Source organism: Streptomyces malaysiensis subsp. malaysiensis (genome assembly GCF_040653035.1).
In the GTDB taxonomy this organism is placed as follows: Bacteria; Actinomycetota; Actinomycetes; order Streptomycetales; family Streptomycetaceae; genus Streptomyces; species Streptomyces malaysiensis.
Map to the genome: position 1 here is coordinate 551,238 of NZ_JBEZNG010000001.1, position 26,544 is coordinate 577,781.

The 26,544-nt window shown below is 71.7% G+C and carries 23 protein-coding genes; 10 read left to right on the top strand and 13 right to left on the bottom strand.

What is annotated here, in order from left to right:
* The first annotated feature begins 127 nt into the window (after positions 1-127).
* The gene (gene folP, locus AB0E24_RS02430; protein ID WP_359374774.1) at positions 128-988 is read left to right on the top strand and encodes a dihydropteroate synthase; all 861 of its coding nucleotides are present in this window, start codon (positions 128-130) and stop codon (positions 986-988) included.
* 91 nt (positions 989-1,079) lie between these two features.
* On the opposite strand, the gene AB0E24_RS02435 is transcribed toward folP, so the two are convergent.
* Together AB0E24_RS02435 and dapE are read right to left on the bottom strand one after the other, a co-directional pair.
* Positions 1,080-1,829, bottom strand: coding sequence for an LOG family protein (locus AB0E24_RS02435; RefSeq protein WP_100806257.1), 750 nt, complete (start codon positions 1,827-1,829; stop codon positions 1,080-1,082).
* A 143-nt stretch (positions 1,830-1,972) separates the two neighbouring features.
* Positions 1,973-3,043: a succinyl-diaminopimelate desuccinylase gene (gene dapE, locus AB0E24_RS02440; protein ID WP_069864334.1), complete on the bottom strand. Its 1,071-nt coding sequence runs from the start codon at positions 3,041-3,043 to the stop codon at positions 1,973-1,975.
* A gap of 123 nt (positions 3,044-3,166) precedes the next feature.
* Between dapE and AB0E24_RS02445 the strand changes: the two genes are divergently transcribed.
* Both AB0E24_RS02445 and AB0E24_RS45955 read left to right on the top strand, forming a co-directional pair.
* Positions 3,167-4,087, top strand: a complete 921-nt coding sequence (locus tag AB0E24_RS02445) for a VldE C-terminal domain-containing protein (protein WP_079152992.1) — start codon at positions 3,167-3,169, stop codon at positions 4,085-4,087.
* Positions 4,088-4,300: 213 nt separating this feature from the next.
* Positions 4,301-4,957: a hypothetical protein gene (locus AB0E24_RS45955; protein WP_435865236.1), complete on the top strand. Its 657-nt coding sequence runs from the start codon at positions 4,301-4,303 to the stop codon at positions 4,955-4,957.
* A gap of 77 nt (positions 4,958-5,034) precedes the next feature.
* On the opposite strand, the gene dapC is transcribed toward AB0E24_RS45955, so the two are convergent.
* The gene (dapC, locus tag AB0E24_RS02455; RefSeq protein ID WP_069864340.1) at positions 5,035-6,156 is read right to left on the bottom strand and encodes a succinyldiaminopimelate transaminase; all 1,122 of its coding nucleotides are present in this window, start codon (positions 6,154-6,156) and stop codon (positions 5,035-5,037) included.
* A 300-nt stretch (positions 6,157-6,456) separates the two neighbouring features.
* Positions 6,457-6,783 carry a ferredoxin gene (fdxA, locus tag AB0E24_RS02460; RefSeq protein WP_014054705.1) on the bottom strand — a complete coding sequence of 109 codons (327 nt, stop codon included), beginning with the start codon at positions 6,781-6,783 and terminating at the stop codon, positions 6,457-6,459.
* Between the two features lie 114 nt (positions 6,784-6,897).
* Between fdxA and AB0E24_RS02465 the strand changes: the two genes are divergently transcribed.
* A complete protein-coding gene (locus tag AB0E24_RS02465; RefSeq protein ID WP_359374478.1) occupies positions 6,898-7,914 on the top strand; it encodes a GNAT family N-acetyltransferase in 1,017 nt (338 codons plus the stop codon).
* A gap of 18 nt (positions 7,915-7,932) precedes the next feature.
* Positions 7,933-8,769, top strand: coding sequence for a transglutaminase family protein (locus AB0E24_RS02470; protein ID WP_069864344.1), 837 nt, complete (start codon positions 7,933-7,935; stop codon positions 8,767-8,769).
* Between the two features lie 190 nt (positions 8,770-8,959).
* Here AB0E24_RS02470 and AB0E24_RS02475 read toward each other — a convergent pair whose 3' ends face one another.
* The 8 genes from AB0E24_RS02475 to AB0E24_RS02510 form a co-directional block, all read right to left on the bottom strand.
* The gene (locus AB0E24_RS02475) at positions 8,960-9,532 is read right to left on the bottom strand and encodes a response regulator transcription factor (protein ID WP_069865484.1); all 573 of its coding nucleotides are present in this window, start codon (positions 9,530-9,532) and stop codon (positions 8,960-8,962) included.
* 101 nt (positions 9,533-9,633) lie between these two features.
* A complete protein-coding gene (locus tag AB0E24_RS02480) occupies positions 9,634-10,905 on the bottom strand; it encodes a sensor histidine kinase (protein WP_232637556.1) in 1,272 nt (423 codons plus the stop codon).
* 86 nt (positions 10,906-10,991) lie between these two features.
* Complete coding sequence (locus tag AB0E24_RS02485) at positions 10,992-11,735, bottom strand: ABC transporter permease (protein ID WP_079258909.1); 744 nt, start codon at positions 11,733-11,735, stop codon at positions 10,992-10,994.
* On the bottom strand, positions 11,732-12,697 hold the full coding sequence (locus AB0E24_RS02490; protein WP_069865489.1) for an ABC transporter ATP-binding protein: 966 nt from the start codon (positions 12,695-12,697) through the stop codon (positions 11,732-11,734). The genes AB0E24_RS02485 and AB0E24_RS02490 overlap by 4 nt, the downstream gene beginning before the upstream one ends.
* Positions 12,698-12,864: 167 nt before the next feature.
* The gene (locus AB0E24_RS02495; protein WP_359374482.1) at positions 12,865-15,075 is read right to left on the bottom strand and encodes a peptidoglycan binding domain-containing protein; all 2,211 of its coding nucleotides are present in this window, start codon (positions 15,073-15,075) and stop codon (positions 12,865-12,867) included.
* 196 nt (positions 15,076-15,271) lie between these two features.
* Positions 15,272-15,640, bottom strand: coding sequence for a DUF6113 family protein (locus AB0E24_RS02500; RefSeq protein WP_069864350.1), 369 nt, complete (start codon positions 15,638-15,640; stop codon positions 15,272-15,274).
* Positions 15,637-16,521: an N-acetyl-1-D-myo-inositol-2-amino-2-deoxy-alpha-D-glucopyranoside deacetylase gene (gene mshB, locus AB0E24_RS02505; protein ID WP_079258907.1), complete on the bottom strand. Its 885-nt coding sequence runs from the start codon at positions 16,519-16,521 to the stop codon at positions 15,637-15,639. Before mshB ends, AB0E24_RS02500 begins: the two co-directional genes overlap by 4 nt.
* Before the next feature lie 62 nt (positions 16,522-16,583).
* Entirely contained in the window at positions 16,584-16,778 is a 195-nt protein-coding gene (locus tag AB0E24_RS02510; protein WP_069864354.1) for a hypothetical protein, read from the bottom strand.
* Positions 16,779-17,097: 319 nt separating this feature from the next.
* Here AB0E24_RS02510 and AB0E24_RS02515 point away from each other — a divergent pair, with 319 nt between their 5' ends.
* The gene (locus tag AB0E24_RS02515; protein ID WP_359374483.1) at positions 17,098-19,254 is read left to right on the top strand and encodes a S9 family peptidase; all 2,157 of its coding nucleotides are present in this window, start codon (positions 17,098-17,100) and stop codon (positions 19,252-19,254) included.
* 402 nt (positions 19,255-19,656) lie between these two features.
* Here the strand turns inward: AB0E24_RS02515 and AB0E24_RS02520 are convergent, their stop codons facing one another.
* Positions 19,657-20,943, bottom strand: coding sequence for a hypothetical protein (locus tag AB0E24_RS02520; protein ID WP_359374485.1), 1,287 nt, complete (start codon positions 20,941-20,943; stop codon positions 19,657-19,659).
* A gap of 557 nt (positions 20,944-21,500) precedes the next feature.
* Here AB0E24_RS02520 and AB0E24_RS02525 point away from each other — a divergent pair.
* The 4 genes from AB0E24_RS02525 (at position 21,501) to AB0E24_RS02540 (ending at position 26,531) form a co-directional block, all read left to right on the top strand.
* On the top strand, positions 21,501-22,505 hold the full coding sequence (locus AB0E24_RS02525; protein ID WP_079258905.1) for an ABC transporter permease: 1,005 nt from the start codon (positions 21,501-21,503) through the stop codon (positions 22,503-22,505).
* 70 nt (positions 22,506-22,575) lie between these two features.
* On the top strand, positions 22,576-24,378 hold the full coding sequence (locus AB0E24_RS02530) for an ABC transporter substrate-binding protein (protein WP_359374487.1): 1,803 nt from the start codon (positions 22,576-22,578) through the stop codon (positions 24,376-24,378).
* Positions 24,379-24,463: 85 nt separating this feature from the next.
* Entirely contained in the window at positions 24,464-25,441 is a 978-nt protein-coding gene (locus tag AB0E24_RS02535) for an ABC transporter permease (RefSeq protein WP_069864362.1), read from the top strand.
* A gap of 22 nt (positions 25,442-25,463) precedes the next feature.
* Positions 25,464-26,531 carry an ABC transporter ATP-binding protein gene (locus tag AB0E24_RS02540; protein WP_232637560.1) on the top strand — a complete coding sequence of 356 codons (1,068 nt, stop codon included), beginning with the start codon at positions 25,464-25,466 and terminating at the stop codon, positions 26,529-26,531.
* Positions 26,532-26,544 lie beyond the last annotated feature (13 nt).

Below are 26,544 nucleotides of genomic sequence, written 5' to 3' on the forward strand. Positions count from 1 at the left end.
CCCCGTCAGATGCATGGTTGAGTCTGTGTCCGTCGGCCTCGATAACTGTCTGTACCGATCGTGCCATGCCCCTCCGACAGTTATCGTCGCTGCCCGCAACCTGGAAGAAGACGTGAAGGAAGTTCGGATGCTGCGGCTGGGACGACGTGAGTTCGGCGAGAACGAGCGGGTGATCATGGCGATCGTGAACCGGACGCCGGATTCCTTCTACGACCAGGGTGCGACCTTCCGCGACGAGCCCGCACTGGCCCGCGTGGAGCAGGCGATCGCGGACGGCGCCGCGATCATCGACATCGGCGGCGTCAAGGCCGGACCGGGCGACGAGGTGAGCGCCGAGGAGGAGGCGCACCGCACGGTGGACTTCGTGGCCGAGGTGCGCAGACGCCATCCGGACGTGGTGATCAGCGTGGACACCTGGCGCCATGAGGTCGGCGAGGCGGTGTGCGCCGCGGGCGCGGATGTGCTGAACGACGCCTGGGGCGGGGTCGACCCCAAGCTGGCCGAGGTCGCCGCCCGCCACGGCGCCGGGCTGGTGTGCACCCACGCGGGCGGGGCCCGGCCGCGCACCCGTCCGCACCGGATCGGCTATGACGATGTGGTGGAGGACATTCTGCGGGTCACCCTGGAGCTCGCGGAGCGCGCCCTCGAACTGGGGGTGCGGCGCGACGGGATCATGATCGACCCGGGCCATGACTTCGGGAAGAACACCCGGCACTCGCTGGAGGCGACACGCCGCCTGGGCGAGCTCACGGAGACCGGCTGGCCGGTCCTGGTCTCGCTGTCCAACAAGGACTTCGTCGGCGAGAGCCTGGACCGCCCGGTCAAGGAGCGGCTGATCGGCACGCTCGCGACGACCGCCGTATCGGCCTGGCTGGGGGCGCGGGTCTACCGGGTGCATGAGGTGGCGGAGACCCGTCAGGTGCTGGACATGGTCTCGTCCATCGCGGGCCACCGGCCCCCGGCGGTCGCCCGCCGGGGGCTGGCCTGAGCGAAGCACTCCGAAGACCGGCTACACGATGCTCACCGTAAGAAGACCGGCCGCACCGTAAGGAGGCGCGGCCCCACGGTGAGGCGTGCGGTCAGGCGCCGGACTCCTTGGTCACCAGGTCGATGACCTCGTCGATGTCATCGGTCAGGTGGAACAGGTCCAGATCGTGCGGGGACGCCTTCCCCTCCGCGATGAGGGTGTTCTCGAGCCAGTCGACCAGGCCCTTCCAGTACGTCGTGCCGAAGAGGACGATCGGGAAGCGGGTGACCTTCTTGGTCTGGACGAGGGTGAGCGCCTCGAAGCACTCGTCGAGCGTGCCGAGCCCGCCGGGAAGCACCACAAATCCTTGCGCATACTTCACAAACATCGTTTTTCGCACAAAGAAGTAGCGAAAGTTGACGCCAATGTCGACGTACGGGTTGAGGCCCTGCTCGTACGGCAGCTCGATGCCCAGGCCGACCGAGACGCCGCCCGCCTCGCTCGCGCCGCGGTTGGCGGCCTCCATCGCGCCCGGACCGCCGCCGGTGATCACCCCGAACCCCGCCTCCGCGAGGGCCCGGCCGATCCGCACCCCCGCCTCGTACTCCGGGGACCCCTCGGGCGTACGGGCGGAGCCGAACACGCTGATCGCCCGGCCCAGCTCCGCCAGGGTGCCGAAGCCCTCGACGAACTCCGACTGGATGCGCATCACCCGGAACGGGTCCTCGTGCACCCAGTGCGTGGCCCCCTGGGTGTCCAGGAGGCGCTGATCGGTCGTCTCGGGTCGCATCTGGTGGCGGCGGCGCACGACCGGGCCCAGACGCTGCTCCCGCAGCGCTCGCTCTTCTTCGGCGTTGCCCACTGTGTGCTCCCTTCGCCAAGACCAAGATCTGGTCAAAGATCTGTGGTTCAGAGTAGGCCCCCTGGGCGGCATGGAACCGAAATCCCGGCCACGCTCACCCACCGAACCGCTGATCACGTGGGTTCAATGGACCGCTAGCACCGCTAGCGGGTCAGCCAGGCCCGCAGCCGCTCCTCGGCTTCCAGGACGGCGGCCACCGCCACATGCTCCTCGCGGGTGTGGGCCAGCTTCGGATCGCCGGGCCCGTAATTGACGGCGGGCACGCCGAGCGCCGAGAAACGGGCGACATCGGTCCAGGCGTCCTTGGGCGCCACCTCCACGCCGAGGGTCGCCACCAGGGCGACGGCGGAGGGGTGGGCGAGACCGGGCAGGGCGCCGGGCGCGCTGTCGGTGAGCTCGACCTCGAAGCCGGTGAAGACCTCGCGGACGTGGGCGAGCGCCTCCTCCTCGGAGCGGTCGGGGGCGAAGCGGAAGTTCACCGTCACCGTGCAGAAGTCCGGGATGACGTTGGTCGCGTGGCCGCCCTCGATCCGTACGGCGTTGAGGCCCTCGCGGTAGGTGAGCCCGTCGATCTCCGCCCGCCGGGGGACGTAACCGGCCAGCCGGTCCAGGATCGGCGCGGCCTTGTGGATGGCGTTCTCGCCGAGCCAGCTGCGCGCGGAGTGGGCGCGCCGCCCCTGGGTGGCCACCCGTACCCGCAGCGTGCCCTGGCAGCCGCCCTCGACCTTGCCGTCGGTGGGCTCGAGCAGCACGGCGAAGTCGCCGGCCAGCCACTCGGGGTGGTTCCTGGCCAGCCGTCCCAGCCCGTTGAGCTCGGCGGCGACCTCCTCGTGGTCGTAGAAGACGAAGGTGAGGTCGCGGTTGGGCTCGGGCACGGTGGCGGCCATGCGCAGCTGCACGGCGACGCCGGACTTCATGTCGGAGGTGCCGCAGCCCCACAGCACACCGTCGTCATCGAGACGGGAGGGCACATTGTCGGCGATCGGCACGGTGTCCAGATGGCCCGCCAGCACGACCCGCTCGTCCCGCCCGAGGTTCGTACGGGCGACGACCGCGTCCCCGTCCCGGTCGACGGTCAGCCGGGGCAGGGCCCGCAGGGCCTGCTCCACGGCGTCGGCGAGCGCCTTCTCCTCGCCGCTGACCGAGGGAAAGTCGACGAGCCGGGCGGTGAGCCGGGCCGCGTCCAGGGACAGGTCGAGTGCTGGATGTGCCATACCCGCGACCCTAGCCGGTCGGCCCGCGCACCCGGCCGCCCCGGCCTCGGCCGGGGTCCCGCGAACGTGGCGTTCCCCACCCCTCGCCCCTCATCCGGCGGGGGCGCGCGGGGCTCCAGTACCGTGTGGCGCGTGCCCCTGTCCGTCTTCTCCAACCGCGCGCGGCTGTTGCGGGCCGCGGTCGCCTGCTCCGTACTGCTGGGCCTGGCCGGGTATCTGGCCGCGCAGCTGGTGACGGGCGGCGTGGGACCGCCGCGCTGTGTCGTACGGGCCAACGGCGTCGAGGTGCGGCTGTCCCCCGAACAGACCGTGAACGCCGCCACGATCGAGGCCGTGGCCGCCTCCCGCGGGCTGCCGGAACGGGCCGTCACCATCGCGCTGGCCACCGCCCTCCAGGAGTCGGGGCTGCGCAACATCCGCCACGGCGACCGGGATTCACAGGGGCTGTTCCAGCAACGCCCCTCCCAGGGCTGGGGAAGCGTGCGGCAGATCCGCGATCCGGTCTACGCCGCCGGGAAGTTCTACGACGATCTGGTGCGGATGCCCGGCTATTCGCGGCTGCCGCTGACGGTGGCGGCGCAGCGCGTGCAGCGCAGCGGTTTCCCCCAGGCGTACGCGAAGCACGAGACCGAGGCGGTGGTGCTGACCGGCGTCCTCACCGGGCGCTCCGAGGCGGCGCTCGGCTGCCCGGGGCCGCCGGACGACGGCACGGCGGGCGATCCGGTGCGCGTACGGGCGGCGCTGAAGCGGGAGTTCGGCGGCGAGACGGAGGCCCGGCCCGCCCTGGCCGGGTTCGGCGGCGGCAGGCAGGCCGCCCCCGCGCCGCACGAAGTGCTGGTTCCGGTACCGAAGGCGACGGCCCCGGGGCGCGCGGGACAGCGCGGCTGGGAGATCGCACACTGGGCGGTGGCCCACTCGGACGAGTTGCGCATCGAACGTGTCTCTTACCGCGGGCGGGAATGGAACGCGCGTAATACAGGGGCCGGTTGGCGTCCGGCCAAGGGGATTTCCGGGGCGGAAGTGCGGATCACCACGATGCGATAGCGCATGGAATCACCGCAGTTCAGAGCGGCTGACGACCCTTTGAGTGGCACGTACGGCGGAATGGTCCGGGCGTATTACGCGCAGAAACGGATAATGCGACGCATTGCCAACTCTTTACCTTCGCGCACCGCAACCTTCGCGCGGTTCACGCGGTATTCACAGCGTCCGAATCACCGGACAGTGAGCCAATTGTCCCTCCGCCGAAGGAGCACCATGTCCCTCCCTCTCACCCGTCGGATCGCCCGGGCCGCACTGCTGGTCGCGGCGAGCGCGGCTCCCGTCGTCGGCGCCGCCGGCGCCGCGAGTGCGGCGGAGCCGGCCCAGCCGCAGCCCTCCAAGCTGGGGCTGTCCTCGCTGGACGCCGCCGCGGTCGGTGAGGTCGCCGACACCGCCACGCAGCAGGTCGGGAGCACGGCGGGTGACGTCAGCGGCAAGGCCGGCGGGACCGTCAAGGAGCTCCTGCCGGGCAGGGCCGCCCCCGCGAAGGAGGCACCGGCGAAGGCGGACCCGGCCAAGCCCGCCAAGCCCGCCAAGCCCGCCAAGCCCGCCAAGCCCGCCGGGCCCGCCAAGGGCGCGAAGGCCACCAAGTCCCACAAGGCCGCCAAGAGCGCCCCGGCCAGGGCCGCCCACGCCAAGGCCGCCCCCAGGGCCGCCGGTAAGAGCGAGAGCAGGGCCCTCGGGCACGGCAAGGGCAAGGGCGGCGCCCACGCCAAGGGCAAGGGCGGCGCCCACGCCAAGGGCAAGGGCAAGGCGGCCAAGGCCGCCAAACCGCAGACCGCCGCCCCGCAGTCCGCCGCGCCCAGCGCCCCGCAGAACTCGGACCTCCCGCTCAAGGACCTCCCGCTCAAGGGCCTGCCGCTGCTCGGCTGATTCCCTGCGGGACGAACACAGACAGGGGCCCGGGGAGTCTCCGCACTCCCCGGGCCCCTCATCCGTACTTCCGCTTCTCAGCCCGCCAGTCGGCCGACCGCCGCCGCCACGCGCTCGTCGGTGGCGGTGAACGCGACCCGGACGTGCCGCTCCCCCGCCGCGCCGTAGAACTCGCCCGGGGCGACCAGGATGCCCAGTTCGGCGAGGGCGCCCACGGTGTCCCAGCACGGCTCGTCCCGCGTCGCCCACAGGTACAGCGACGCCTCGCTGTGCTCGATACGGAAGCCGTGGCCCGCCAGCGCCGTCCGCAGCGCGGCCCGGCGGCGCTCGTAGCGCTCCCGCTGCTCCGCCACATGCTTGTCGTCGCCGAGCGCCGCGACCGTGGCCGCCTGCACCGGTGCGGGCACCATCATCCCGCCGTGCTTGCGGATCTTCAGCAGCTCGCCGAGCACCGCCTCGTCACCGGCGAGGAAGGCCGCCCGGTAGCCCGCCAGATTGGACCGCTTGGACAGCGAGTGGACCGCCACCAGCCCCTCGAAGGAGCCGCCGGAGATCTCCGGGTGGAGCACGGAGACCGGGTCCGCCTCCCAGCCCAGGTCCAGATAGCACTCGTCGCTGACCACCAGCACCCCGTGCGCACGGGCCCACGCGACCGCGGTGCGCAGCTCGTCCTTGCCCAGCACCTGCCCGGTCGGGTTGGACGGGGAGTTGAGCCACAGCAGCTTCAGCCCGGCCGGGTCCAGGTCGGTCCCCGCGGCTCCGGCCGCGAATGCCCGCGTGTCGTACGGCACCGGCTCGGCGCCCGCCAGCCGCGCGCCCACCTCGTACGTCGGGTAGGCGAGCCGCGGGAAGGCGACCCGGTCGCCGGGGCCCAGGCCCAGCTGCGTGGGCAGCGAGGCCACCAGCTCCTTGGAGCCGACCACCGGAAGCACCTGGGTGTGGGTCACCCCGGCCGCGCCCAGCCGCCGCTCCACCCAGCCGGTGAGGGCGTCGCGCAGCGCGGCCGTGCCCCAGACGGTCGGATAGCCGGGGCTGTCCGAGGCGTCGGCGAGCGCCGCGCGGATCAGCTCGGGAACCGGGTCGACTGGGGTGCCCACCGAGAGGTCGACGATGCCGTCGGGGTGGGCCTCGGCGGTCGCCTTGTACGGTTCGAGCCGGTCCCACGGGAAGACCGGGAGGCGGGCGGAGACGGGTGGCACGGGGTGGCTCGCTTTCTTCGGAACTGCCCGGACCGAAGGGCCCGGGGAAACCCGGTGGGTCCCGGAAATCCCATGGACCCCGGGGAACCCGGCGGATTCCGCGGAAGCCCACTGGATTCCGGAGAACCCGAGCGGATTCCACGGAACCCGGCGGTCCAGGGAACCCGGCGGATCGCGGGAAGCCGACTGGATTCCGGGAACCCACGGATGCGCCGCGAACGCCCGGGAAACAGCCCGGTCCCGCAGGCCACAGGCCATACGGGACCGCCGGCTGCTTCCGGGCCTGAGGCCGGGGCAGGGTTACTCGTCGTGCTCCTGCGGCGGAAGCGCGGCGATGAAGGGGTGGTCCCGCTCGATCAGGCCCAGCTTGCTCGCGCCGCCGGGCGAACCGAGCTCGTCGAAGAACTCCACGTTCGCCTTGTAGTAGTCCTTCCACTCCTCGGGAGTGTCATCCTCGTAGAAGATCGCCTCGACCGGGCAGACCGGCTCACAGGCCCCGCAGTCGACGCATTCGTCCGGGTGGATATACAAGGACCGCTGGCCCTCGTAGATACAGTCGACGGGGCACTCCTCGATGCACGCCTTGTCCTTCAGGTCGACACAAGGCTGCGCGATGACGTAGGTCACGCTGTCGTTCCTCCTCGTTAGGGCTGCTATCGCGCGGGAGCGCGGCGTCGTCGATGCCCGCACCTAGTATCTCCGTTCTTGGGCACCAGACGCACATGAGGGGCTGACTGAGCTGTGGATTTCACCACTGGCGGACGTCTTGAAGTCCGGATCACCCCGGATGACGTGGGGAAACGCGTCTCGGTCAGGTATCTGACCGGGGAGCCCGAGCCCGCCCCCGCCTTCACCGACGCGGTAGGGGTTCTCACATCGTGGACCGAGAGCACACTCTCGATCACCCGGCGCACCGGTGAGACGGTGCGGATCGCCGAGTCGTCCCTGGTGGCGGGCAAGGTGGTGCCCGCGGCACCGGCCCGCCGCCGCGGCCCCGCCGCGAGCGCGCCCGAGCTGGACCGGGTCGCCGCGCGTGCCTGGCCACCGGTGACCGGCGAGCCGCTGGGCGAGTGGACGTTGCGCGCCTCGGGCGGGTTCACCCGGCGCGCCAATTCCGTACTGCCCCTCGGCGACCCCGGGATGGCTCTCGACGAGGCGCTGCGTCAGGTGATCGAATGGTACGCGGCGCGCGGGCTGCCCGCATACATACAGGTCAGCACGGGCGCCGAGGGCGCCCAGGAGCTGCTCGCCGCGGAGCTGGAGACCCGCGGCTGGACACGGGAGGTCTCCGCGCGGATAAGCGTCGCGGCGCTCGCCCCCATCGGGGACCTGGACGCCGACACCTCGGCGGTGACGCTCTCCCGCCACCTCGACGACGCCTGGCTGGCCCGCTACCAGAGGTCGTCCGGCGAGCCCTCCCCCGAGGCGCGGACGGTGCTGTCGGGCGGCCCCTCGGTGTGGTTCGCGACCGTGGCGGAGCCGGAGGGCGGTGCCCCGGCCGCGATCGGGCGCTGTGTGGTGGACGGCCGCTGGGCCGGGTTCACCGCCGTGGAGGTGGCCCCGGAGCGGCGGCGCCAGGGCCTGGCCAAGGCCGTGATGACGGCGCTGGCCCGCAAGGCGCTGGACGAGGGCGCCTCGGCCGCGTATCTCCAGGTGGAGACGGACAATGACGGTGCGCACGCCCTGTACGAGGGTATGGGCTTCACCGTCCACCACAGCTACCACCACTGGCGCGCATCCGGGCAGGATTCGCGCTGAGCGGGGTACGAGGCGGCTATGCCACGGATGAACGACGTCTCCCGCCGCCGGCGGTTCGCCGACGCGGCCCGCGAAGAGCGCCCCGATCTGGCCCTGCTGTGCCTGCTGATGGGCATGGAAGCCGATCCCGGACTGGACGAGACCGGAATCGACGAGGCCCAGATCGAGCTTGACCGGCTGGCCGGTGAGCTCCCCTTCTCCCCAGGCGGCCCCGAGCACTGGGCCGCCGCGCTGGCCCGGCTCCTGGGCGGACGCCATGACTTCCGGGGCGGCCCGGCCGACTACCGGCGGCTGGAGTCCTCGCTCCTCCACCAGGTGCTACGGCGCCGCCGCGGGCTGCCGATCCTGCTGTCGGTGGTGTGGATGGAGGTGGCCCGGCGGGCGGGCGCGCCGGTGTACGGGGTGGGGCTGCCGGGCCACTTCGTGGTCGGCTTCGGCGATCCGTACGGCGCGAATGTGCTGGCCGATCCGTTCGAGGGCGGGCGGCCGCTGTCCGCCGAGGACGCGGCGACGCTGGTGACGGGGGCCACGGGCACCCCGCTCTCGCCGTCGATGCTGCGCCCGGCCGGGCCGCTGGACATCGTGGGGCGGATCCTCAACAACATCCGCGCCTGGGCGTCCGCCCGCCCCGAGCGCACCGACGTCCGGCTCTGGGCGGTCGAGCTGTCCCTGCTGCTGCCCGGTCACCCGGCCGAGCTGCGCTACGAGCGGGCGCAACTCCTCGTGGAGCGGGGCGACTTCATGACCGGCGCCAAGGAGCTGGAGGACTACGCGGAGGTCGTGGCGGCGGTGGAGCCCGACGCCGCCGAAACGGTGCGCCGCCAGGCCCGCGCCGCCCGCGCGATGCTGAACTAAGCGCTTAGCTGGAAGTGCCCCGACCTGCCGTCGATCGTCTGCGGCGCCGTTGTGGCTGGTCGCGCCCGCGCGGCGGAGCCGCAGATCGACACGGCCCCGCGCCCCTTCGGGGCGCCACCGAACCGCGGCCGACGTCCGCCGATCCACTGGGCTCCGCGTCGGCCACGGACCCCGCGGCCGTCCGGCCCGGCTAGAGCCAGCCCTTGTCGCGGGCGATGCGGACGGCCTCGGCCCGGTTGCGGGCCGCGGTCTTCTGGATGGCCGTGGAGAGGTAGTTGCGGACCGTGCCCGGCGACAGGTGCAGGGCGCGGGCCAGCTCGGCGTTGGTCGAGCCGTCCCCCGAGGCGCGCAGCACCTCGCGCTCCCGCTCGGTCAGCGGGCTGGCCCCGTCCACGAGCGCGGCGGCGGCCAGCGTGGGGTCGATGACCCGCTCCCCGCGCAGCACCCGCCGTATCGCGTCGGCGAGCTGGGCCGCCGGGGCATCCTTGACCAGGAAGGCGTCGGCGCCTGACTCCATGGCGCGGCGCAGATAGCCGGGGCGGCCGAAGGTGGTCAGGATCACGATCCGGATCCCGGGCTCGGCCCGGTGCAGTGCGGCGGCGGCCTCGATCCCGCTCAGGCCGGGCATCTCGATGTCCAGCAGCGCCACATCGGGGCGATGCGTCCGGGCGGCGTCCACGACCTCGTCGCCGCGGGCCACCTGCGCGATGACCTCGATCTCGTCCTCGAGCCCGAGAAGCGCGGCCAGCGCCTCCCGCACCATGGACTGGTCCTCGGCCAGCAGTACCCGGATCACGCCTCGCAGCGTATCCGCTCATCCGTCCGGCCCTTACGGCGCACACCGGCTGCTGGACCGCCCGCCCCCTACGGCGCCGCCTGCGAGGGCAGCTCCGCGCGGGCGCCACGGGAGAGCGGGACCAGGGCCCGGAGGGTGAAGCCGCCGCGCTCGCCGGGGCCGGTCTCCAGGCGGCCGTCGGCCAGCTGGAGCCGCTCGGCCAGCCCGGTGAGCCCGTTGCCGTGCGGGCCGGTCGCGCCGCGGCCGTCGTCGGTGACGGTCAGACACAGCTCGCCGCCCGTCTCGTCGAGCGTCACCGCGCAGCGGCGCGCCCCGCTGTGCCGCACCACATTGGTGACCGCCTCGCGCAGCGCCCAGGCCAGCGCCCCCTCCTGGTCGGGCGGCAGATCGGGGTGGTGAGTTCCGGCCCGGCTCAGATCGGCGGCGATCCCCGCGGCGGCGAGGGCCGTACGGGCCCCTGCGACCTCGGCCTCCAGGGTGGGGCGGCGAAAGCCGCTGACCGCCTCCCGGACGTCCACCAGCGCCTGCCGGCTGACCCGCTCGATATCGGCGACCTGCCGCGCCGCCTGCTCGGGCTTGCCGGGCAGCATCCGGCCCGCCAGCTCGCTCTTGAGCGTGATCAGGGAGAGCGAATGGCCCAGCAGATCGTGCAGATCGCGGGCGAGCCGCAGCCGCTCCTCGTTGGCGGCGAGCTGGGCCACGGTGGCACGGGCGGCGCGCAGCGCCCGGGTGGTGCGGACCATCTGCCGCACCCCGGTCATCGCGAAGCCGCCGAGCAGCGAGGGGACGATCAGGGCGGACACCAGCCCGTGCGAACCGCGCACCAGCACCCCGACGGCCACCATGCACACGGTGTTCAGCGGAATCGCCCACCGCGAGAGCCGCAGCGGCAGCACCGCCCCGAAGGCGACGGACACATAGACGCAGAGCACCAGCCAGTCGCCGCCCATGGTGAGGGTGAGCACGACGGCGAGCGCGCAGATCGTGCCCAGTGCCCCGAAGACCGTGCGCCGGCTCAGCGCCCGCCCGGTGTGCCGGAAGATCAGCACCAGATAGACGGTGACGAAGGCCAGCAGGCCAAGGGCGCCGCACACGGTGGCCGGGACGGTGTGGTGGCCGTCGGCCAGATCGCTGACCGGCGCGCCCATATAGGCCATCCAGATCCCGATCCACATCAGCTTGATCAGGGCCTGCCGGCGGTTCTCGGGGCTCTGGCCGATGGTGACCAGCTGGTCGTTCTCCTCGTCGTAGGCGGTCGCGTCGGCCCACCAGGTCAGCGGGCGGCGGCCACGGGGGCGGTGCTCCGGATCGCCGTCGGTCCACTCGGCCTGGTCAGCCATGGTTCTTCGCTCCTCGGTCCACGCCTCGGGCCCCGCCCTCGGTCATGCTCTGCGGATGTCCTTCGCGCACGCCTTACGGATGCCGTTCACGCCTTACGGGTGTCCTTGCGGTACAGCCACGCCGCACCGCCCGCGAAGAGCGCGAGATAGCCGATGAGCAGGGCCACGTCCTTGGCGTGCGGGGCGCCGCCCAGTTCGATCGCCTGGCCGAGGGCGGCGTAGGCGTGGGTGGGCAGATGGTCGCCGATGTTCCGCAGCCAGTCCGGATAGGACGTGGTGGGCATCCACAGCCCGCCGAGGATCGAAAGACCGAAGTAGATGATCATCGTCAGCGGGCGTACCGCGTCCCCGCTCGCCAGATAGCCGATGGCCACCCCCAGCGCGGCGAAGACCAGCGAGCCCGCCCAGATGGCGCCGGTCAGCGCCGGCCACTCCCAGACGGCGTCCAGCCGTACGCCCTTGCCGACGGCGGCCACGACGAAGACGACCACGATCGACGGCAGGGTGGCCACCGCACCCACGGCGATCTTGGCCGCCACATAGCCGCGGCCGGGCAGCGGGGTGAGCCTCAGCTGCCGGGTCCAGCCGCCCTCGCGCTCCTTGGCGATCCGCTCGCCGTTGCCCATCAGCCCGGCGGTCAGCGCCCCGAAGGAGGCCATCGCGACCATGTAGTAGAGCGGCATCGACAGCCGGGTGCCGGGCACCTGGTCGTCGGCGTCGGCGCTGCCCGCGATCAGCAGGAACAGCGCGGACGGATAGACGATCGTGAAGAACATGAACTTGCGGTTGCGCAGGGTCCGCACGATCTCCAGCTTGACCAGCGTCTTCATCGTGCGGACTCCTCGTCTGCCGTCGCGGCGTCGGTGATGGCGAGAAACGCCTGCTCCAGGCCGAGGCCGGTGACCTCCAGGCCGCGCGGATAGAGCCCGAGCCCGTAGACCGCGTGCACGGTCGCGTCCGCGTCGGTGGACCGTATCCGTACGGTACGCCCCGATATCTCGACCCCGGTCAGCGCGGGCAGGGCTCCCAGCGCCGCCCGGTCGATCGGCCCGTCCAGCTCGAAGGAGATCCGCCGGGCCCCGGCCATGGCCTTGATCTCCGCGGAGGAGCCGTCGGCCAGCACCCGGCCACGGTGCAGCACGATCACCCGGTCGGCGACGGCGTCGGCCTCTTCGAGGTAGTGGGTGGCGAACAGGATGGCGCGGCCCTGCTTCGCCTGCTCCCGCATCGCGCCCCAGAAGGTCTGCCGGGACGCCACGTCCATACCGGTCGTCGGCTCGTCCAGCACGATCAGATCGGAGGCGCCGGCGGTGGCGAACGCGAAGCGCACCCGCTGCTCCTGGCCGCCGGAGAGCTTGTTCACCTTGCGCGAGGCGATCCCGGCGAGCCCCGCCCGCTCCAGCACCTCGTCCACCGGATGGCCCTTGGGGTGCAGATCGCAGGCCAGCCCCACCAGCTCGCGGACCGTCACCTCCTCCATCAGGGAGCCGCTCTGGAGCATCGCGCCGACCCGGCCGCGCACGATGGCCCGGCGCGGGGTGGTGCCGAAGACCTCCACCCGGCCGGAGTCGGGGTGGCGCAGGCCGAGCAGCAGATCGAGGCTGGAGGACTTGCCGGCGCCGTTGGGGCCCAGCAGGGCGACGGTCTCCCCCGGGTACAGGGCGAGGTCGAGATCGGTCACGGCGCGCACACTGCCGTAGCTCTTGTTCACCTTCTCGAAGCGGACCACGGGCGGGGCGCCCGTGGTGGCGGCCCCGGTGCCGGGGGCGGAAACAGCGGTCGTTGCGGTCATGGCCATCAGCCTGGCCGAGGGCGGGGTGTGCCCGGCAGTGTCAGCGGTCGTGACCTGGGGATGACAGATGTCATGGGCCGGGGTGTGACACGGCCCGGGAGACATGCCGCGGCCCCCGCCCGGTGCCGGGCGGGGGCCGCGTCGAACGACGGCGCTCGACGGAGCGGTCAGTTGTCCTTGCCGACGATGCCGACGCGCTCGCCGGGCGTCGTGCCGAGCAGCGCCTGCCGCAGCGCGGACACCACGTCCTCGGGGGTGACGGGCTTCTTGCTGCCGTCGCCCCGCTCCAGCAGCACGCCGTCGAAGGTGCTGCCGTACAGCTGCTTGAGGACGGGCAGGTTGTAGTGCTCCACCAGCTTGCCGTCGACCACCCGCATGGAGAGGATCTTCGGCAGCGACTTGTCCGGGCCGAACTGGATCGAGTGCGAGGCGTCCGTCTGCACGGTGGCCAGATCCGACATCGCGGGCTCGGCGAAGCTCTTCATCTTCCGGTCGACCTCGGCCTTGCTGACCGAGGGCCGCCGCACGGCGACCGGCAGGGTGATGGCCTTGTTCCGGCCGGTCTCGGCGCGCAGCTGGAACCCTTCCGAGACGGCCTTGACCGCCTTGTCCACGTCCAGCCCCTTGCCCTCCTTGCCGTACACCGGGACGGCCTTGCCGGAGGTGAAGCTGATACCGCCCTCGCGGGCCGTACCGGAGTCGCCCGCGAGCCGCTCCAGGGCGTCCCGCAGCTTCTCCTCGTCGACCGTGACCGCGGGCTCGGCCTCATGGGTGCCGCCGAAGAGCGAGCCGATCACGGTGACCGGGTTGTAGTCCCGGCCCGCGACGTCCCGGACCGTGGCCTCGGTGTCGAGCGCCAGGCCCGCGACGGATGGCTTGATCTCCTTCTGCTGGCCGTCGACCGACACCGTCAGCGGGTCGGTGGTGCGCTTGCCCAGCGCGGAGTCCAGCTTGTCGACGGCGACCTCCTTGGAGGTGCCGCCGATGTCGATGCCGAGGACAGTGGTGCCGTTCGGCACATCGGCGTGGTTCATCACCAGACCGGCGGCGTAGGCCCCGCCCACGATCACGAACAGCAGGCCCCCGGCCATGACGACCTTCGAGCGGCCCTTCTTCTTGGGCTTGCCCGCCTTCGGGGCGGACGGCGCCGGGGCGCTGTCGCCGCCGGGCGCCGGGGCCCCGGGACCGCCCGGGACGGGCGGGGACGGCGGCTTGGCCCGGCCCGCCGACGGCACCACGGGCACGCCGCTGACCAGCGTGTCGCTGGAGATCTGCTCCGGCGGCACCCCGCCACTGGGCGTGGGGTCGGGGTCACGGAAGAGCGAGGGGCCGTCCGCGGGGGTGTTCAGCGGGCCCACACCGGTGGTGGCGCCGAGGCTGCCGGAGAGCGGCGAGCCGCCCGGCGGGGTCGGCGGCTGGGCGGCCGGACCGCCTCCGCCCAGCGGCCCCACACCGCCCGTGGGCGTCTGCGGGTCGCCGCCGAACGGGCCGCCCGCGGGGCCAGGTCCGGGCGGGGCCAGCAGATCGCTGTCGCGCTGGCCGACACCGGGGGCGGACGGCGGCAGGTACATATCGCCGGTGACCGGGCCGGTGGTGGGCCCGGTCGGCTCCGGGTGACCGGACGGGGACTGGGCGTCGGTGAAGTACGGCAGGTCGGCGACGGGGCCGCCACCCTGCTGCGGGGCCGGGAACCCCTGGGTGGTCTCCGGGGAGGGGAATCCCTGGGGGTCGGGTGCCGGGAATCCCTGCGTGGTGTCGGGCGCGGGGAATCCCTGAGTGGTCTCCGGGGAAGGGAATCCCTGGGTGACGTCCGGCGCCGGGAACCCCTGGGTGGTGTCCGGGGCCGGGGACGCGGGCGGCTTGGGGGTGCCGCCGGTGGCCGAAGAGCCGCCCCTGGTCCTACGGGGCGCGAACCAGTCGCTGGTCCGCTCACCGTCGCCCTTGCCGCCCTTCTTCTCCCGGGGCTCGGACGGCTCCATGGCTCCGCCGGGCTCGGCCGGCACACCGCGCTCCGGCGTCGGCGGGAAGTCGATCCGGGGCAGGGCGCTGGTGCGCTCCGGGGCGTCGTCGTCCCCGCCGGAGCGCGGCGCGGGTACGCCGTCCTCGGCGACGGGCGTGCGCATGACCACCGGCGGGATGGGCCGCGACCCCGGAATGTTGATCTTGATCCGGGTCGTCAGCGTGGTCTCGGTCTTCGGCTCCTCCGGCTTGGCCGCGGCACGCGCCCGCCCGTCCTCGGCGGCACCCTGCGGGGCCTCCTGCGCGGGGCTCGGCGAGGGGTACTGGCGGGATCCGTACGGCGGGGTGCCCGACGGGTAGGCGGCACCGCCGCCTCCCTCGCGGGGCCCGGAGGACGAACTGTCAGATTCACGGCTCAAAGCAGGTTCTCCCAGTTAGCTCCGCCGCCCGTCGGACCTCGCGCGGGCGGCTCGGCGGCGGCACCACCTTACTGGGCGGTGCGGACGCGCACTTGACGGCCGCCGGATCACCGCATCCGGTACGCCCGAGGCGCACCCTTCGCCATGAGTCCGAAGAGCCTTCAAGTGCCGGAGACGTCGTGCCGAAAACGTCACGTCACTTACCAAGTCGGACCGGCGGGCCAGGGGGTTGCGGCACCAACGGCAGCGTGGCACACATCACACCGAGGAACATCCCGCCGAGGAGGAAAGCGTACGACCCCAGCCCGGCGCCGAAAAGGAAATCCCCTTCCGGGCGGGCGGAAGTGAGCAGCAACACGGCCACCGTCCAGGCGCCCGCGGGCACTCCGCCGCCCATCCGGGCGCCCATGACCTTGACGCCGCCGTAGCACAGGCCCACGACGGCGAGCAGCGCGAGCAGCAATCCGCCGGGAAACCACGCCCCTTGCACCAGCGCGCCCGCGGTGCCGACCAGCACCCCGGCCACGGCGAGCAGGACGTATCCGCCCAGCCGCGGGGCCGTCATGCCGTCACCCCCGCGAACAGGTCGTCCTCGCGGTCCGCCCCGGCCTCGCCCTTGACCAGCCGGTAGTGCTCGTGGACGAACATCGGCTGGCCCAGGTCGTTGGAGAGCGCGAAGAAGGGTCCGTCCACCGCGATCTGGGTGGCGTGGGCGCGCATCGCGGCCGCCTTCGCCGCGGCGTGGGCGGTGCCGTCGATGGCGGCGGTGACCTCCGTGTCCGCCACCACTCCGGGGACGTCCTCCACCGAGGCGACCCCGGGGAAGAGGGAGTCACGGCCCGCGGCCCGCAGCCGGGCGAAGCCCTCCTCGACGGCCGAGCGCGGCACGCAGTTCCAGTAGACCTTCGCGATGTCATGCGGTTCACCGAGGTCCGGGCGGAAGTCCGGATCGGCGGCCAGCCCGACGGCGCGCATCGCCACGCGGTGCGCCTGGATATGGTCGGGGTGGCCGTAGCCCCCATTGGTGTCGTACGCCACGAGAACCTGTGGCCGGATCTCGCGGACCACGGCCACCAGATGCCCCGCGGCCTCGTCCAGGTCGGCCTGCCAGAAGCAGCCCGGCCGGTCGTTCTGCGGGACACCCATCATCCCGGAGTCGCGATAGCGTCCGGGCCCGCCCAGGAAGCGGTGGTCCTCGACCCCCAAGGCGTTCATGGCCGTGGCGAGTTCGCCGATCCGGTGCGGCCCGAGCGCGTCATCGCGGTCGGCGGCGAGATGCGCCAGGGCAGGCGGGATCACCTCGCCCTCCTCACCGAGGGTGCAGGTCACCAGGGTGACGTGTGCGCCCTCGGCGGCGTACTTCGCCATGGTCGCGCCGTTATTGATCGACTCGTCGTCCGGATGTGCGTGCACCAACAGCAGACGACGGGCGGGAAGAACGGTCATGGGCACAGCCTACGATTCGCACATCAGTGCCCATGGATCGCACGCCCCGGTCCCGCTCGGGGTCAGATCTTCACGCCGCCGATCATGTCCGCCACATTCGTGGTGAGATCGTCGATCGTCGGTGCCACCGAGGAACTGGCCAGGTAGAAGCCGAGGAGGACACAGACGACCGCATGAACTGCCTTCAGTCCTGCCTTGTTCACCAGCATGAAGACGATGATCAACAGCAGCACCGACATTGAGATCGAGAGCGCCACAGCGGCTCACCTCCAGGTACACGCACTCGGATGGACAACATATTGATGCCACAGGGGGGCTACCCACTATGCGCAATCGATCATAACTATGGCGCTGTGCACACGACTCGGTGCACGGGAGCATGACAGGGGCGCATGCCTGATCGCACGAACTTCCGTGTCCCATGCGCGACTTCTCGTTGGTTATGCGCCATCTCGCCATCGTCCGGGGCGGCTTGGCGCGGGCGCGATCCCGGCCCGATCGTGCCGGGGGCAACCGCCGTCCGACCTACCGGTCCGTACCCTCCCTCGCGATGATCCTTAGCCGTACGCTCCCCCTATGACCGGACAGCTCTCGTTCCCACGGCAGCACGCGCGCACCCAGCGTTTCACCCTCGGGGCGCCGCGGGCCCTCGCCGTGGCCCCCGACGATTCACGCGTCGTCTTCCTGCGCTCCCGCTCGGGCACCGACCGGACCGGCCTCCTGTGGGTGTACGACCTCGAAGGGCGGCGCGAGTACCCCGCCGCCGACCCGGCCGAGCTGCTCGGCGGCGCCGGCGAGGAGCTGTCCCCCGAGGAGCGGGCGCGGCGCGAGCGCAGCCGCGAGGGGTCGGCCGGGGTGGTCGGCTACGCGGTGGACGCCGCGGTCGAGCGGGCCGCGTTCGCCCTCTCCGGACGGCTCTTCACCACCGACCTGCCCGCGGGCACCACCCATGAGCTGCGCGTCCCCGGTCCGGTCGTGGACCCGCGCCCCTCGCCCGACGGCCGCCACATCGCCTATGCGGCGGGCGGGGCGCTCCGGGTCACGGGCGTGGACGGCGAGGGCGACCGGGCGCTCGCGGAGCCGGAGGGGGACACCGTCACCTATGGCCTCGCGGAGTTCATCGCGGCCGAGGAGATGGACCGCTCCCGCGGCTTCTGGTGGTCGCCGAGGAGCGATGCCCTGCTGGCCGCCCGGGTCGACGAGGCCCCCGTGAAGCGCTGGTGGATCGCCGACCCGGCCCACCCCGGCCGGGAGCCCGCGGCGGCCCTCTACCCCGCGACGGGCACCGCCAACGCCGAGGTGCGGCTGGTTCTGCTCGGTCTGGACGGCTCCCGTACGGAGATCGAGTGGGACCGGGAGAACTATCCGTACCTCGCCCGGGTGCACTGGTCGGCCTACGGTCCGCCCCTGCTTCTGGTCCAGGCCAGGGACCAGCGCAGCCAGCTCTACCTGGCCGTGGACACCGGCACCGGACGGACCAGCACGGTCCATGTGGACGAGGACGCGGTTTGGCTGGATCTATTCCCCGGGGTGCCGGCCTGGACGGAGGACGGACGGCTCGTCCGCATCGCGGACGAAGGCGGCGCCCGGGTGCTGATGGTCGGCGACCGCAAGCTGACCTCCAGCGCCCTTCACGTGCGCGCGGTCCTCGACATCGGCTCGGACGACGTGCTGTTCTCCGCCTCCCCCGGGGCCGGTGCCCCGCTGCCCGAGCGGCCGGGCGAGATCGATGTCCACCGCGCCTGGTTCCGGGGCAGCGGCGACCAGGGCGGCTGGGAGCCGGTCGGCAGGCGCCCCTTCCCCGCGGTCCACTCCGCCGTGCGCGGCGGTGAGGTCATCGCGCTGTCCTACACGGGGGTGGAGCGGCCCGGGGTGAGCGTGGAGATCCTCCGGCCCGCCGACCACGGTGCGGCCGAGCGCCTCGGCGAACTCGACTCGTACGCGGAGCGGCCCGTCATCACCGCCCGCCCCGAACTCGTCTTCGCGGGCAAGCGGGACATCCCCTGTGCCGTACTGCTGCCCAGCGGCCACCGGGAGGGCGACGGGCCGCTGCCGGTCCTGATGGACCCCTACGGCGGGCCGCACGGCCAGCGGGTGGTCGCCTCGCACAACGCACATCTCACCTCGCAGTGGTTCGCCGACCAGGGCTTCGCGGTGATCGTGGCCGACGGCCGCGGCACCCCCGGCCGCTCCCCCGCCTGGGAGAAGGCGGTCCGCGACGAACTGGCCGCGGTCACCCTGGAGGACCAGGTCGAGGCGGTGACGGCGCTCGCCGAGCGCTATCCGCTGGACCTCGGCCGGGTCGCCATCCGCGGCTGGTCCTACGGCGGCTATCTGGCCGCGCTGGCGGTGCTGCGCCGCCCCGACGTCTTCCACGCGGGCGTGGTGGGCGCCCCGGTGACGGACTGGCGGCTGTACGACACCCACTACACCGAGCGGTATCTGGGCCTGCCGGACGAACAGCCCGAGGTCTACGCCGCCAATGGGCTGGTGACCGACGAGGGGCTGTCCGGCGCGGCCGGCACCGCCCGGCCGATGATGATCATCCACGGTCTGGCGGACGACAACGTGGTGGCCGCGCACACCCTGCGGCTCTCCTCGGCGCTGCTGGCCGCGGGCCGTCCGCATGAGGTGCTGCCGCTGTCCGGGGTGACCCATATGACCCCGCAGGAGCAGGTCGCGGAGAATCTGCTTCTGCTCCAGGTGGACTTCCTCAAGCGGTCCCTCGGGTAGGCGCTCCGCCAAGGGTGCCCTTGGGGTCTGCGGTCTGGGGGTGCCCTTGGTCTGCGGTCTGGGGGTGCCCCTGGTCTGCGGTCGATCGTCTGCGGCGCGGTTGTGGCTGGCCGCGCAGGGGGTGCCCCTGGTCTGCCGTCGACCGTCCGCGGCGCCGCCGTGGCTGGTCGCGCAGTTCCCCGCGCCCCTTCGGGGGCGCCGTCGCACTGCGGCCGGCCTGGTCCCCTCAGGCGCTCCGCCGGGAGTGCCCAGGTATGCCGTCGACCGTCCGCCGCGCCGCCGTGGCTGGTCGCGCAGTTCCCCGCGCCCCTTCGGGGGCGCCGTCGTGGCTGGTCGCGCCCGCGCGGCGGAGCCGCATATCGACACAGCCCCGCGCCCCTTCGGGGCGCCGCCGAACCGGCGTCACCAGCCCGGTGGGGGTGCGGGAGGTGTGGAGGGGGGTGGGGGCGGGGTGGGTGGGGCTCCGGGTGGTGGGGGCACCAGCGGCGGGGTGCTGGGCGGGGGCGGGCCGTAGCCACCGCTGCCGTACCCTCCGCCGCCGTAACCCCCGTCGCCATAACCTCCGGAGCCTCCGGACCCGTAGCCCCGGGGCCCCTGGCCGCCGTAGGCGCCGTCGTAGCCTCCGGGCCCCTGGCCGCCGTAGCCGTCGTAGCCGCCGGGCCCCTGGGCGTCGTAGCTCCCTGGGCCCTGGCCGCCGTAGGCGGCGTAGGCGGCGTACGGCGGGGGGCCGCCTACGCCGCCGAGGGAGTCGGTGTCCTCCTCCGCGCTCCGCCGCGCCAGCGCGATCAGGGCGATCAGCCCGGCGACCGCCTCGAAGAAGCCGGTGAGCACGCTGAGCACGCCCACCGTGGGCAGATCGCTGAGGTGGTCCACATAGTCCAGCTTGATGTAGAGCGATGCCTCGCTGATCCCCGTGGCCGTGACGAGCGCCGCCGCCGTCATCCCCAGCGGGCGCGCCAGCGGGGCGCGGGCGAGCGCCGCGGCCGTGGCGGCCAGGCAGAGCGCGACCGCCGCCCACGCGGTCCAGGCTCCGGGCGCCGACAGCAGGGTGGGCAGCGTGTGCTTGCCGGTGAGCAGGTACTTGTAGATCTCCCAGCCGCGCTCCTGGGCCCAGTAGATCTGCCAGGCGGCGATGACGGCCCCCACCGCGCCCAGGAACAGCGCGCCGATGACCGCCGCCCCGGGCGAGGGGCGGCCCGGCGGCCGGTCGGCGGGCGACCCGGGCCGGCCGGGCGGGGGGAGGTCGGCGGGGCGGCGGGCGGCTGCGACCACGGCCAGCAGCAGCCCCGCGAGCACCACCTGCGCCCACGCGCTGAGGTTCGCCCGGGTCTTCAGATCGCCGGGGATGCCCTGGAGCCAGTCGGAGTTCAGGTTCCACAGGCTGGGCAGGCGCACCGCCACGGTGACGACCGCGACCGAGCCGAGCGCGCCCGCGGCGGCGGGTGAGCGCAGGGCGGTGAGCCCGACGACCGCGTAGACCAGCAGCAGCACCAGGTCGAGCAGGGAGGAGCCGAAGATCCCTCCGGTGGCCCGGAACGGCAGCCCCGCCCAGGTCCACCACAGATGGCTCGACTCATCGGCCTTGCCCAGGTCGCGGATGATCCACGCCAGCGAGATCAGCCCGAGGACCGCGCAGACGAGCGCCCCGAAGAGGCGCCCTCCGCTGTTGAGTATCCGTCCCTGCCCCATAGCCGTAGGTCTCCCCCGCCTCGTACCCGGGGCAACCGTCACGAGCCGAAGAAAAATACGGACCACGGAAGAAAAGGGAAGAAATATGCGGATCGTGACCGTCCGGAGACCACCGGGAGACACGACGGTCCGGTGACCGCCACGGGACGCGCCCGCCGGGGCCGCCGGGGGTGCGACCGGCCGGGGCGACATGGCGCGTCCCGGCCGGTCTACGGCACCCGCACGGCCGTACGCAGTTCAGCCTGGCGCGTCCGTATATCGGTGTTGCGACAGTGAAGTTGCCTGTGTGTTAACGCGTTTCCTGCCCATAGTCCATGCTTTGTCGCCCATGGGGGATCCCTGTCAAGCACGCCCGGACCTCGATCTGCCAAATCTTCGCTCAAGACTCGAATGAGGGGCACATCCACCCTCCCCGGACCCTTGACTGGGCCGTTCCCCGATTGCGAAAGTCCGCTCAACCCGACACGCATGCACCACCCTGGCGAGCGGGCGGCGACATGACGCGCATAGATGACGCGAGTTGACGGTGTGACACCAGTGCGGGGGGACGCTACGCGATGACGAGTCCATCCCAGACCGGCGTGGTCGAGAAGGCCGCACCGGGCGCGGAGGGCGGGGCACCGGCCGGGCTGGCACCCCGTCAGCTGATGTGGCGGCGCTTCAAACGCGACCGCACCGGTGTCATCTCCGCGTGCGTGGTGGTCTTCTTCTTCGCCGTCGCCGTGCTGGCGCCGGTGATCTCCGCGCTGTACGGCAAGGATCCGTACACCACCTACGGGCTGGACCGCCCCGAGCTGCTGGATCCCCTGACGGGCTATCCGATGAAGCCCAACGGGGGCATCGACGGCGAGTTCTGGTTCGGCATCGAGCCCAAACTGGGCCGCGATGTGCTGACCCAGCTGGTCTACGGCATCCGTACCTCGCTGCTGATCGGGCTGGCCGCGACCGTGCTGTCCACGCTCACCGGCATCGTGATCGGCGTGGTGGCGGGCTATATGGGCGGCCGTACCGACTACTTCCTCGGCCGGCTCATCGATCTGCTGCTCTCCTTCCCGCAGCAGCTGTTCTTCGTCGCCTTCATGCCGGTGGTCACCGCGCTGTTCGTGAGCCCGCAGAAGGAGACACCCACCTATTTCCGGGTGACGGCCCTGGTGATGGTGTTGTGGCTGCTGGGCTGGATGCAGCTGGCCCGGCTGCTGCGCGGCCAGGTGCTGTCCCTGAGGGAGCGTGAGTTCGTCGAGGCGGCCAAGGTGACCGGCGCCTCGCCGTGGCGGATCGTCCGCAAGGAGCTGCTGCCCAACCTCGGCACACCCATCCTGGTGCAGTCCACGCTGATGCTGCCGAACTTCGTGACGACCGAGGCGGCGCTGTCCTTCCTCGGTGTGGGCGTGGTGGAGCCGACCCCCGACTGGGGCCGGATGTTCGCCAAGGGCGCCAACTTCTACGAGGGCGACATCACCTACATGTTCTTCCCCGGCATCGCCATGGTGGTCTTCGTGGTCGCCTTCAACCTGCTCGGGGACTCGGTCCGGGACGCGATGGACCCGAAGACCACGCGGTGACCGGGGGGCCGGCCGGCCCAAGACAGTGAACGGCAAGTGTTCCGTCCGATGAGGCAGGTGCAGTGGCAACGTGAACATCGAAGAACGGTCGAAGAACAGTCGCAGAGCCCGTACCTACGCCGTCGCCCTGGCCGCGGGGGCCCTGGCGCTCGCGGGGTGCAGCAGCGGAGGCGGCGGCTCGGACCCCAAGGATTCGAACGAGCCCAAGATGGAGTCCCAGGACATCACCCTCGGCACCGCGGCCGACTCCACCGGCCCGGCCAAGGACCTGGCGGGCGCGAAGAAGGGCGGCACCGTCACGGTGCTCCAGCGGGACGCCTTCGAGCATCTGGACCCGGGGCAGATCTATGTCAGCGATGAGCTGATCATGCAGACGCTCTACAACCGGACGCTGACGAACTACCAGTTCGACGACAAGACGGGCAAGGCCAAGCTGGTCGGCGACCTCGCCACCGACACCGGCAAGTCCTCCGACGGCGGCCGCACCTGGACGTACACCCTCAAGGACGGGCTGAAGTACGAGGACGGCTCGCCCATCACCTCCAAGGACGTCCGGCAGTCCGTCGAGCGGCTCTACGCGCCGTATCAGACGAACGGGCCGACCTACCTCCAGCAGTGGCTCTCCGGTGAGGGCCAGAAGTACCGCAAGGCGCTTCCGGACGGCCCCTACAAGGGCAAGCACCTCCCCAAGTCGGTGCTGGACACCCCGGACGACAAGACCGTCGTCTTCCACTTCGACCAGCCGCGCGCCGAGGTGCCGTTCGCGGTCGCCATGCCGAACATCGGCGCGGTGCCGCCGGGCAAGGACACCAAGGAGAAGTACGACAAGGCGCCGCTGGCCTCCGGTCCGTACAAGATCCGGAACTTCAAGCCGGGCAAGGGCATCCAGTTCGTCAAGAACGACCAGTGGGACCCCAAGACCGACTCGATACGCCATCAGTACGTGAACACCTTCGACGTCTCCTTCGGCCACCAGTGGGTGGACTCCACCCGCCGGCTCCAGGCCGACAAGGGCGCCGACCGGAACGGGATGACGTGGACCAACGCGGTCGACCCGTCGCAGATCTCCACGGTCCTCAAGGACAAGGAGGCGATGTCCCGGTCGCTGACCGAAACGCAGCCCTATGTGGATGTCGTATCGATCAACACTGATCGGATCAAGGACAAGAAGGTGCGCGAGGCGATCGCCTGGGCCTTCCCCAGCGGTCAGTACCTCCAGCAGTTCGGCGGTCCCAAGGCCGGTGAGATCGGCGGCGGGCTGGTCGGCCCCACGCTCAAGGGCTACGACCCCTCGTTCGACCCGTTCCAGAAGAAGAAGTACCCCGGCGGCAACGCCAAGAAGGCCAGGGAGCTGCTGAAGGAGGCGGGCAAGGAGAACTACGAGCTCGTCTACGCCTACGGCAACGGCGACACCCACCAGGACGCCTCGGTGGTCGTCGAGCGGGCCCTGGAGCGGGCCGGGTTCAAGGTCGAGAAGAAGGAGATCGACCAGTCGACCTATTACACCCAGATCGGAAAGGTCAAGAACAAGTACGACCTGTACCGGTCCTCATGGGGTGCCGACTGGCCGTCCGCCTCGACCGTGGTCCCGCCGCTGTACGACGGCAAGAACGTCTACGACGACTCCGCGAACTACTCGCACCTCAACGTCCCGTCGGTCAATGCCGAGATCGGCAAGGTCGCCAAGGTCAGCGATCTGAGCCGGGCCACCTCGGAGTGGATCAAGCTCAGCGAGAAGATCCTCAGCGATGAGATCCCCGCCGTCCCGACCTTCTACAACCGGCTGTTCACCCTCTGGGGCTCGGGCATCGGCGGAGTGAAGTTCAACTCGGTCTACGGCGCCGTGGACCCGACGGCCGTCTTCATCAAGTAGCCGCGGCCGTACCCAGGCCGCGCAGAGCCCGGCCGCGTCCGCACCGGCGGACGCGGCCGGGACCTAGCGGAAGATCACCGACGTCATGTTCAGATTCCTCGCCCGCCGGTCCCTCGGCGCGATCGTGATCCTGATCCTGATCAGCGCGATCACGTTCTTCCTCTTCTTCGCCCTGCCCGCCGAACCGGCCCGGCTCGCCTGCGGCAAGAACTGCGACCCCACCTCGCTCGCGATGATCAACAAGAATCTGGGCCTGGACCAGCCGGTGCCGGTCCAGTACTGGAAGTTCATGGTGGGGATCTTCGCCGGGCGGGACTTCGCCGTGGGGCACTGCGACGCCCCCTGTTTCGGCTACTCCTTCGTCAGCCAGGAGCCGGTCTGGGGCACCATCGTCGACCGCTTCCCCACCACCCTCTCGCTCGCCCTCGGCGGCGCCGCCGTCTTCCTGGTCTGCGGGATCGGCATCGGCATGATCGCGGCGTGGCGGCGCGGCACCTGGATCGACAAGTTCTTCAGCTCGCTGTCGCTGCTCGGCGCCTCGATGCAGATCTACTTCGTCGGGGTGCTCGCACTGGCCTGGTTCGTCAGCGGTCTGGGGATCATGGACCAGCCCGCCTATTACCCCTTCACCGACAATCCGGCGAAGTGGTTCAGCGGAATGCTGCTGCCCTGGGTGGTGCTCTCGCTGATCTTCATGGCCAACTACAGCCGGATGACCCGCTCCCAGATGGTCGAGCAGCTGCAAGAGGACCATGTCCGTACGGCGAGGGCCAAGGGGCTCTCCAGCCGTACGGTCTTCTTCCGCTACGCCTGGCGCGGCGCCATCGCCCCCATCATCACCATCTTCGGCATCGACCTCGGATCGCTCCTCGGCGGGGCCATGGTCACCGAGTACACCTTCACACTGCACGGCATCGGACGGCTGGCGGTGGAATCCGTCCAGCTCACCGATCTGCCGATGCTGATGGGGGTGATGCTGGTCAGCTCGGCGGCCATCGTGGTGTTCAACATCCTGGTCGACGCCGCCTACGCCTTCATCGACCCGCGCGTGCGCCTCGCCTGACAGACCCGGAGCTGCTGCCGAGATGACCACACTCACCAAGCCCGACGACGGCGGGACGCCCCCCGAGGCCGGCCCCGGCGCCTTCCTGTCCGTACGCGATCTGTATGTCCGCTTCGCCACCGAGGACGGGACCGTCAAGGCCGTCGACGGCCTCTCCTTCGACCTCGAACGCGGCCGTACGCTCGGCATCGTGGGCGAGTCCGGCTCCGGCAAGTCCGTCACCAACCTCACCGTGCTGGGCCTGCACGACCCGCGCACCACCACCGTCAGCGGCGAGATCCTGCTGGACGGACAGGAGCTGACCGGGGCGCCCGAACGCACCCTGGAGCGGCTGCGCGGCAACACCATGGCGATGATCTTCCAGGATCCGCTGACCGCCCTGTCGCCGTACTACACGGTGGGCCGCCAGATCGCCGAGCCGTACCGCAAGCACACCGGCGCCTCCAAGAGCGAGGCCCGCTCCCGGGCCATCGAGATGCTGGAGAAGGTCGGCATACCCAACCCGCGGCTGCGGGTGGACGACTATCCGCACCAGTTCTCCGGCGGGATGCGGCAGCGCGCGATGATCGCGATGTCGCTGGTCTGCGACCCCGATCTGCTGATCGCCGACGAGCCGACCACCGCCCTCGACGTCACCGTCCAGGCCCAGATCCTGGATCTGCTGAGGGACCTCCAGCAGGAGTTCGGCTCCGCGATCATCCTCATCACCCATGACCTGGGCGTGGTCGCCAACACCGCCGACGATCTGCTGGTGATGTACGCGGGCCGGGCCGTGGAGCGCGGTACGGTCCGCGAGGTGCTGCGCGCGCCCCAGCATCCGTACACCTGGGGGCTGCTGGGCTCCATGCCGCGGCTGTCCTCCGATGTGGACGAGCCGCTGAGCCCCATACCCGGCTCCCCGCCGAGCCTGCTCAGCCCGCCGCCGGGCTGTCCCTTCCACCCGCGGTGCCGCTATACCGACCAGGTGGCGGGGGACCGCTGCACCACCGAGCGGCCCGTGCTCCCGGACGGCCGCGGCGCCGCCTGCCATCTGGGCGCCGAGCGGAAACAGACCCTCTTCACCGAGCAGATCAAGCCCCGGCTGGGCTAGGGACCAGGGCTTA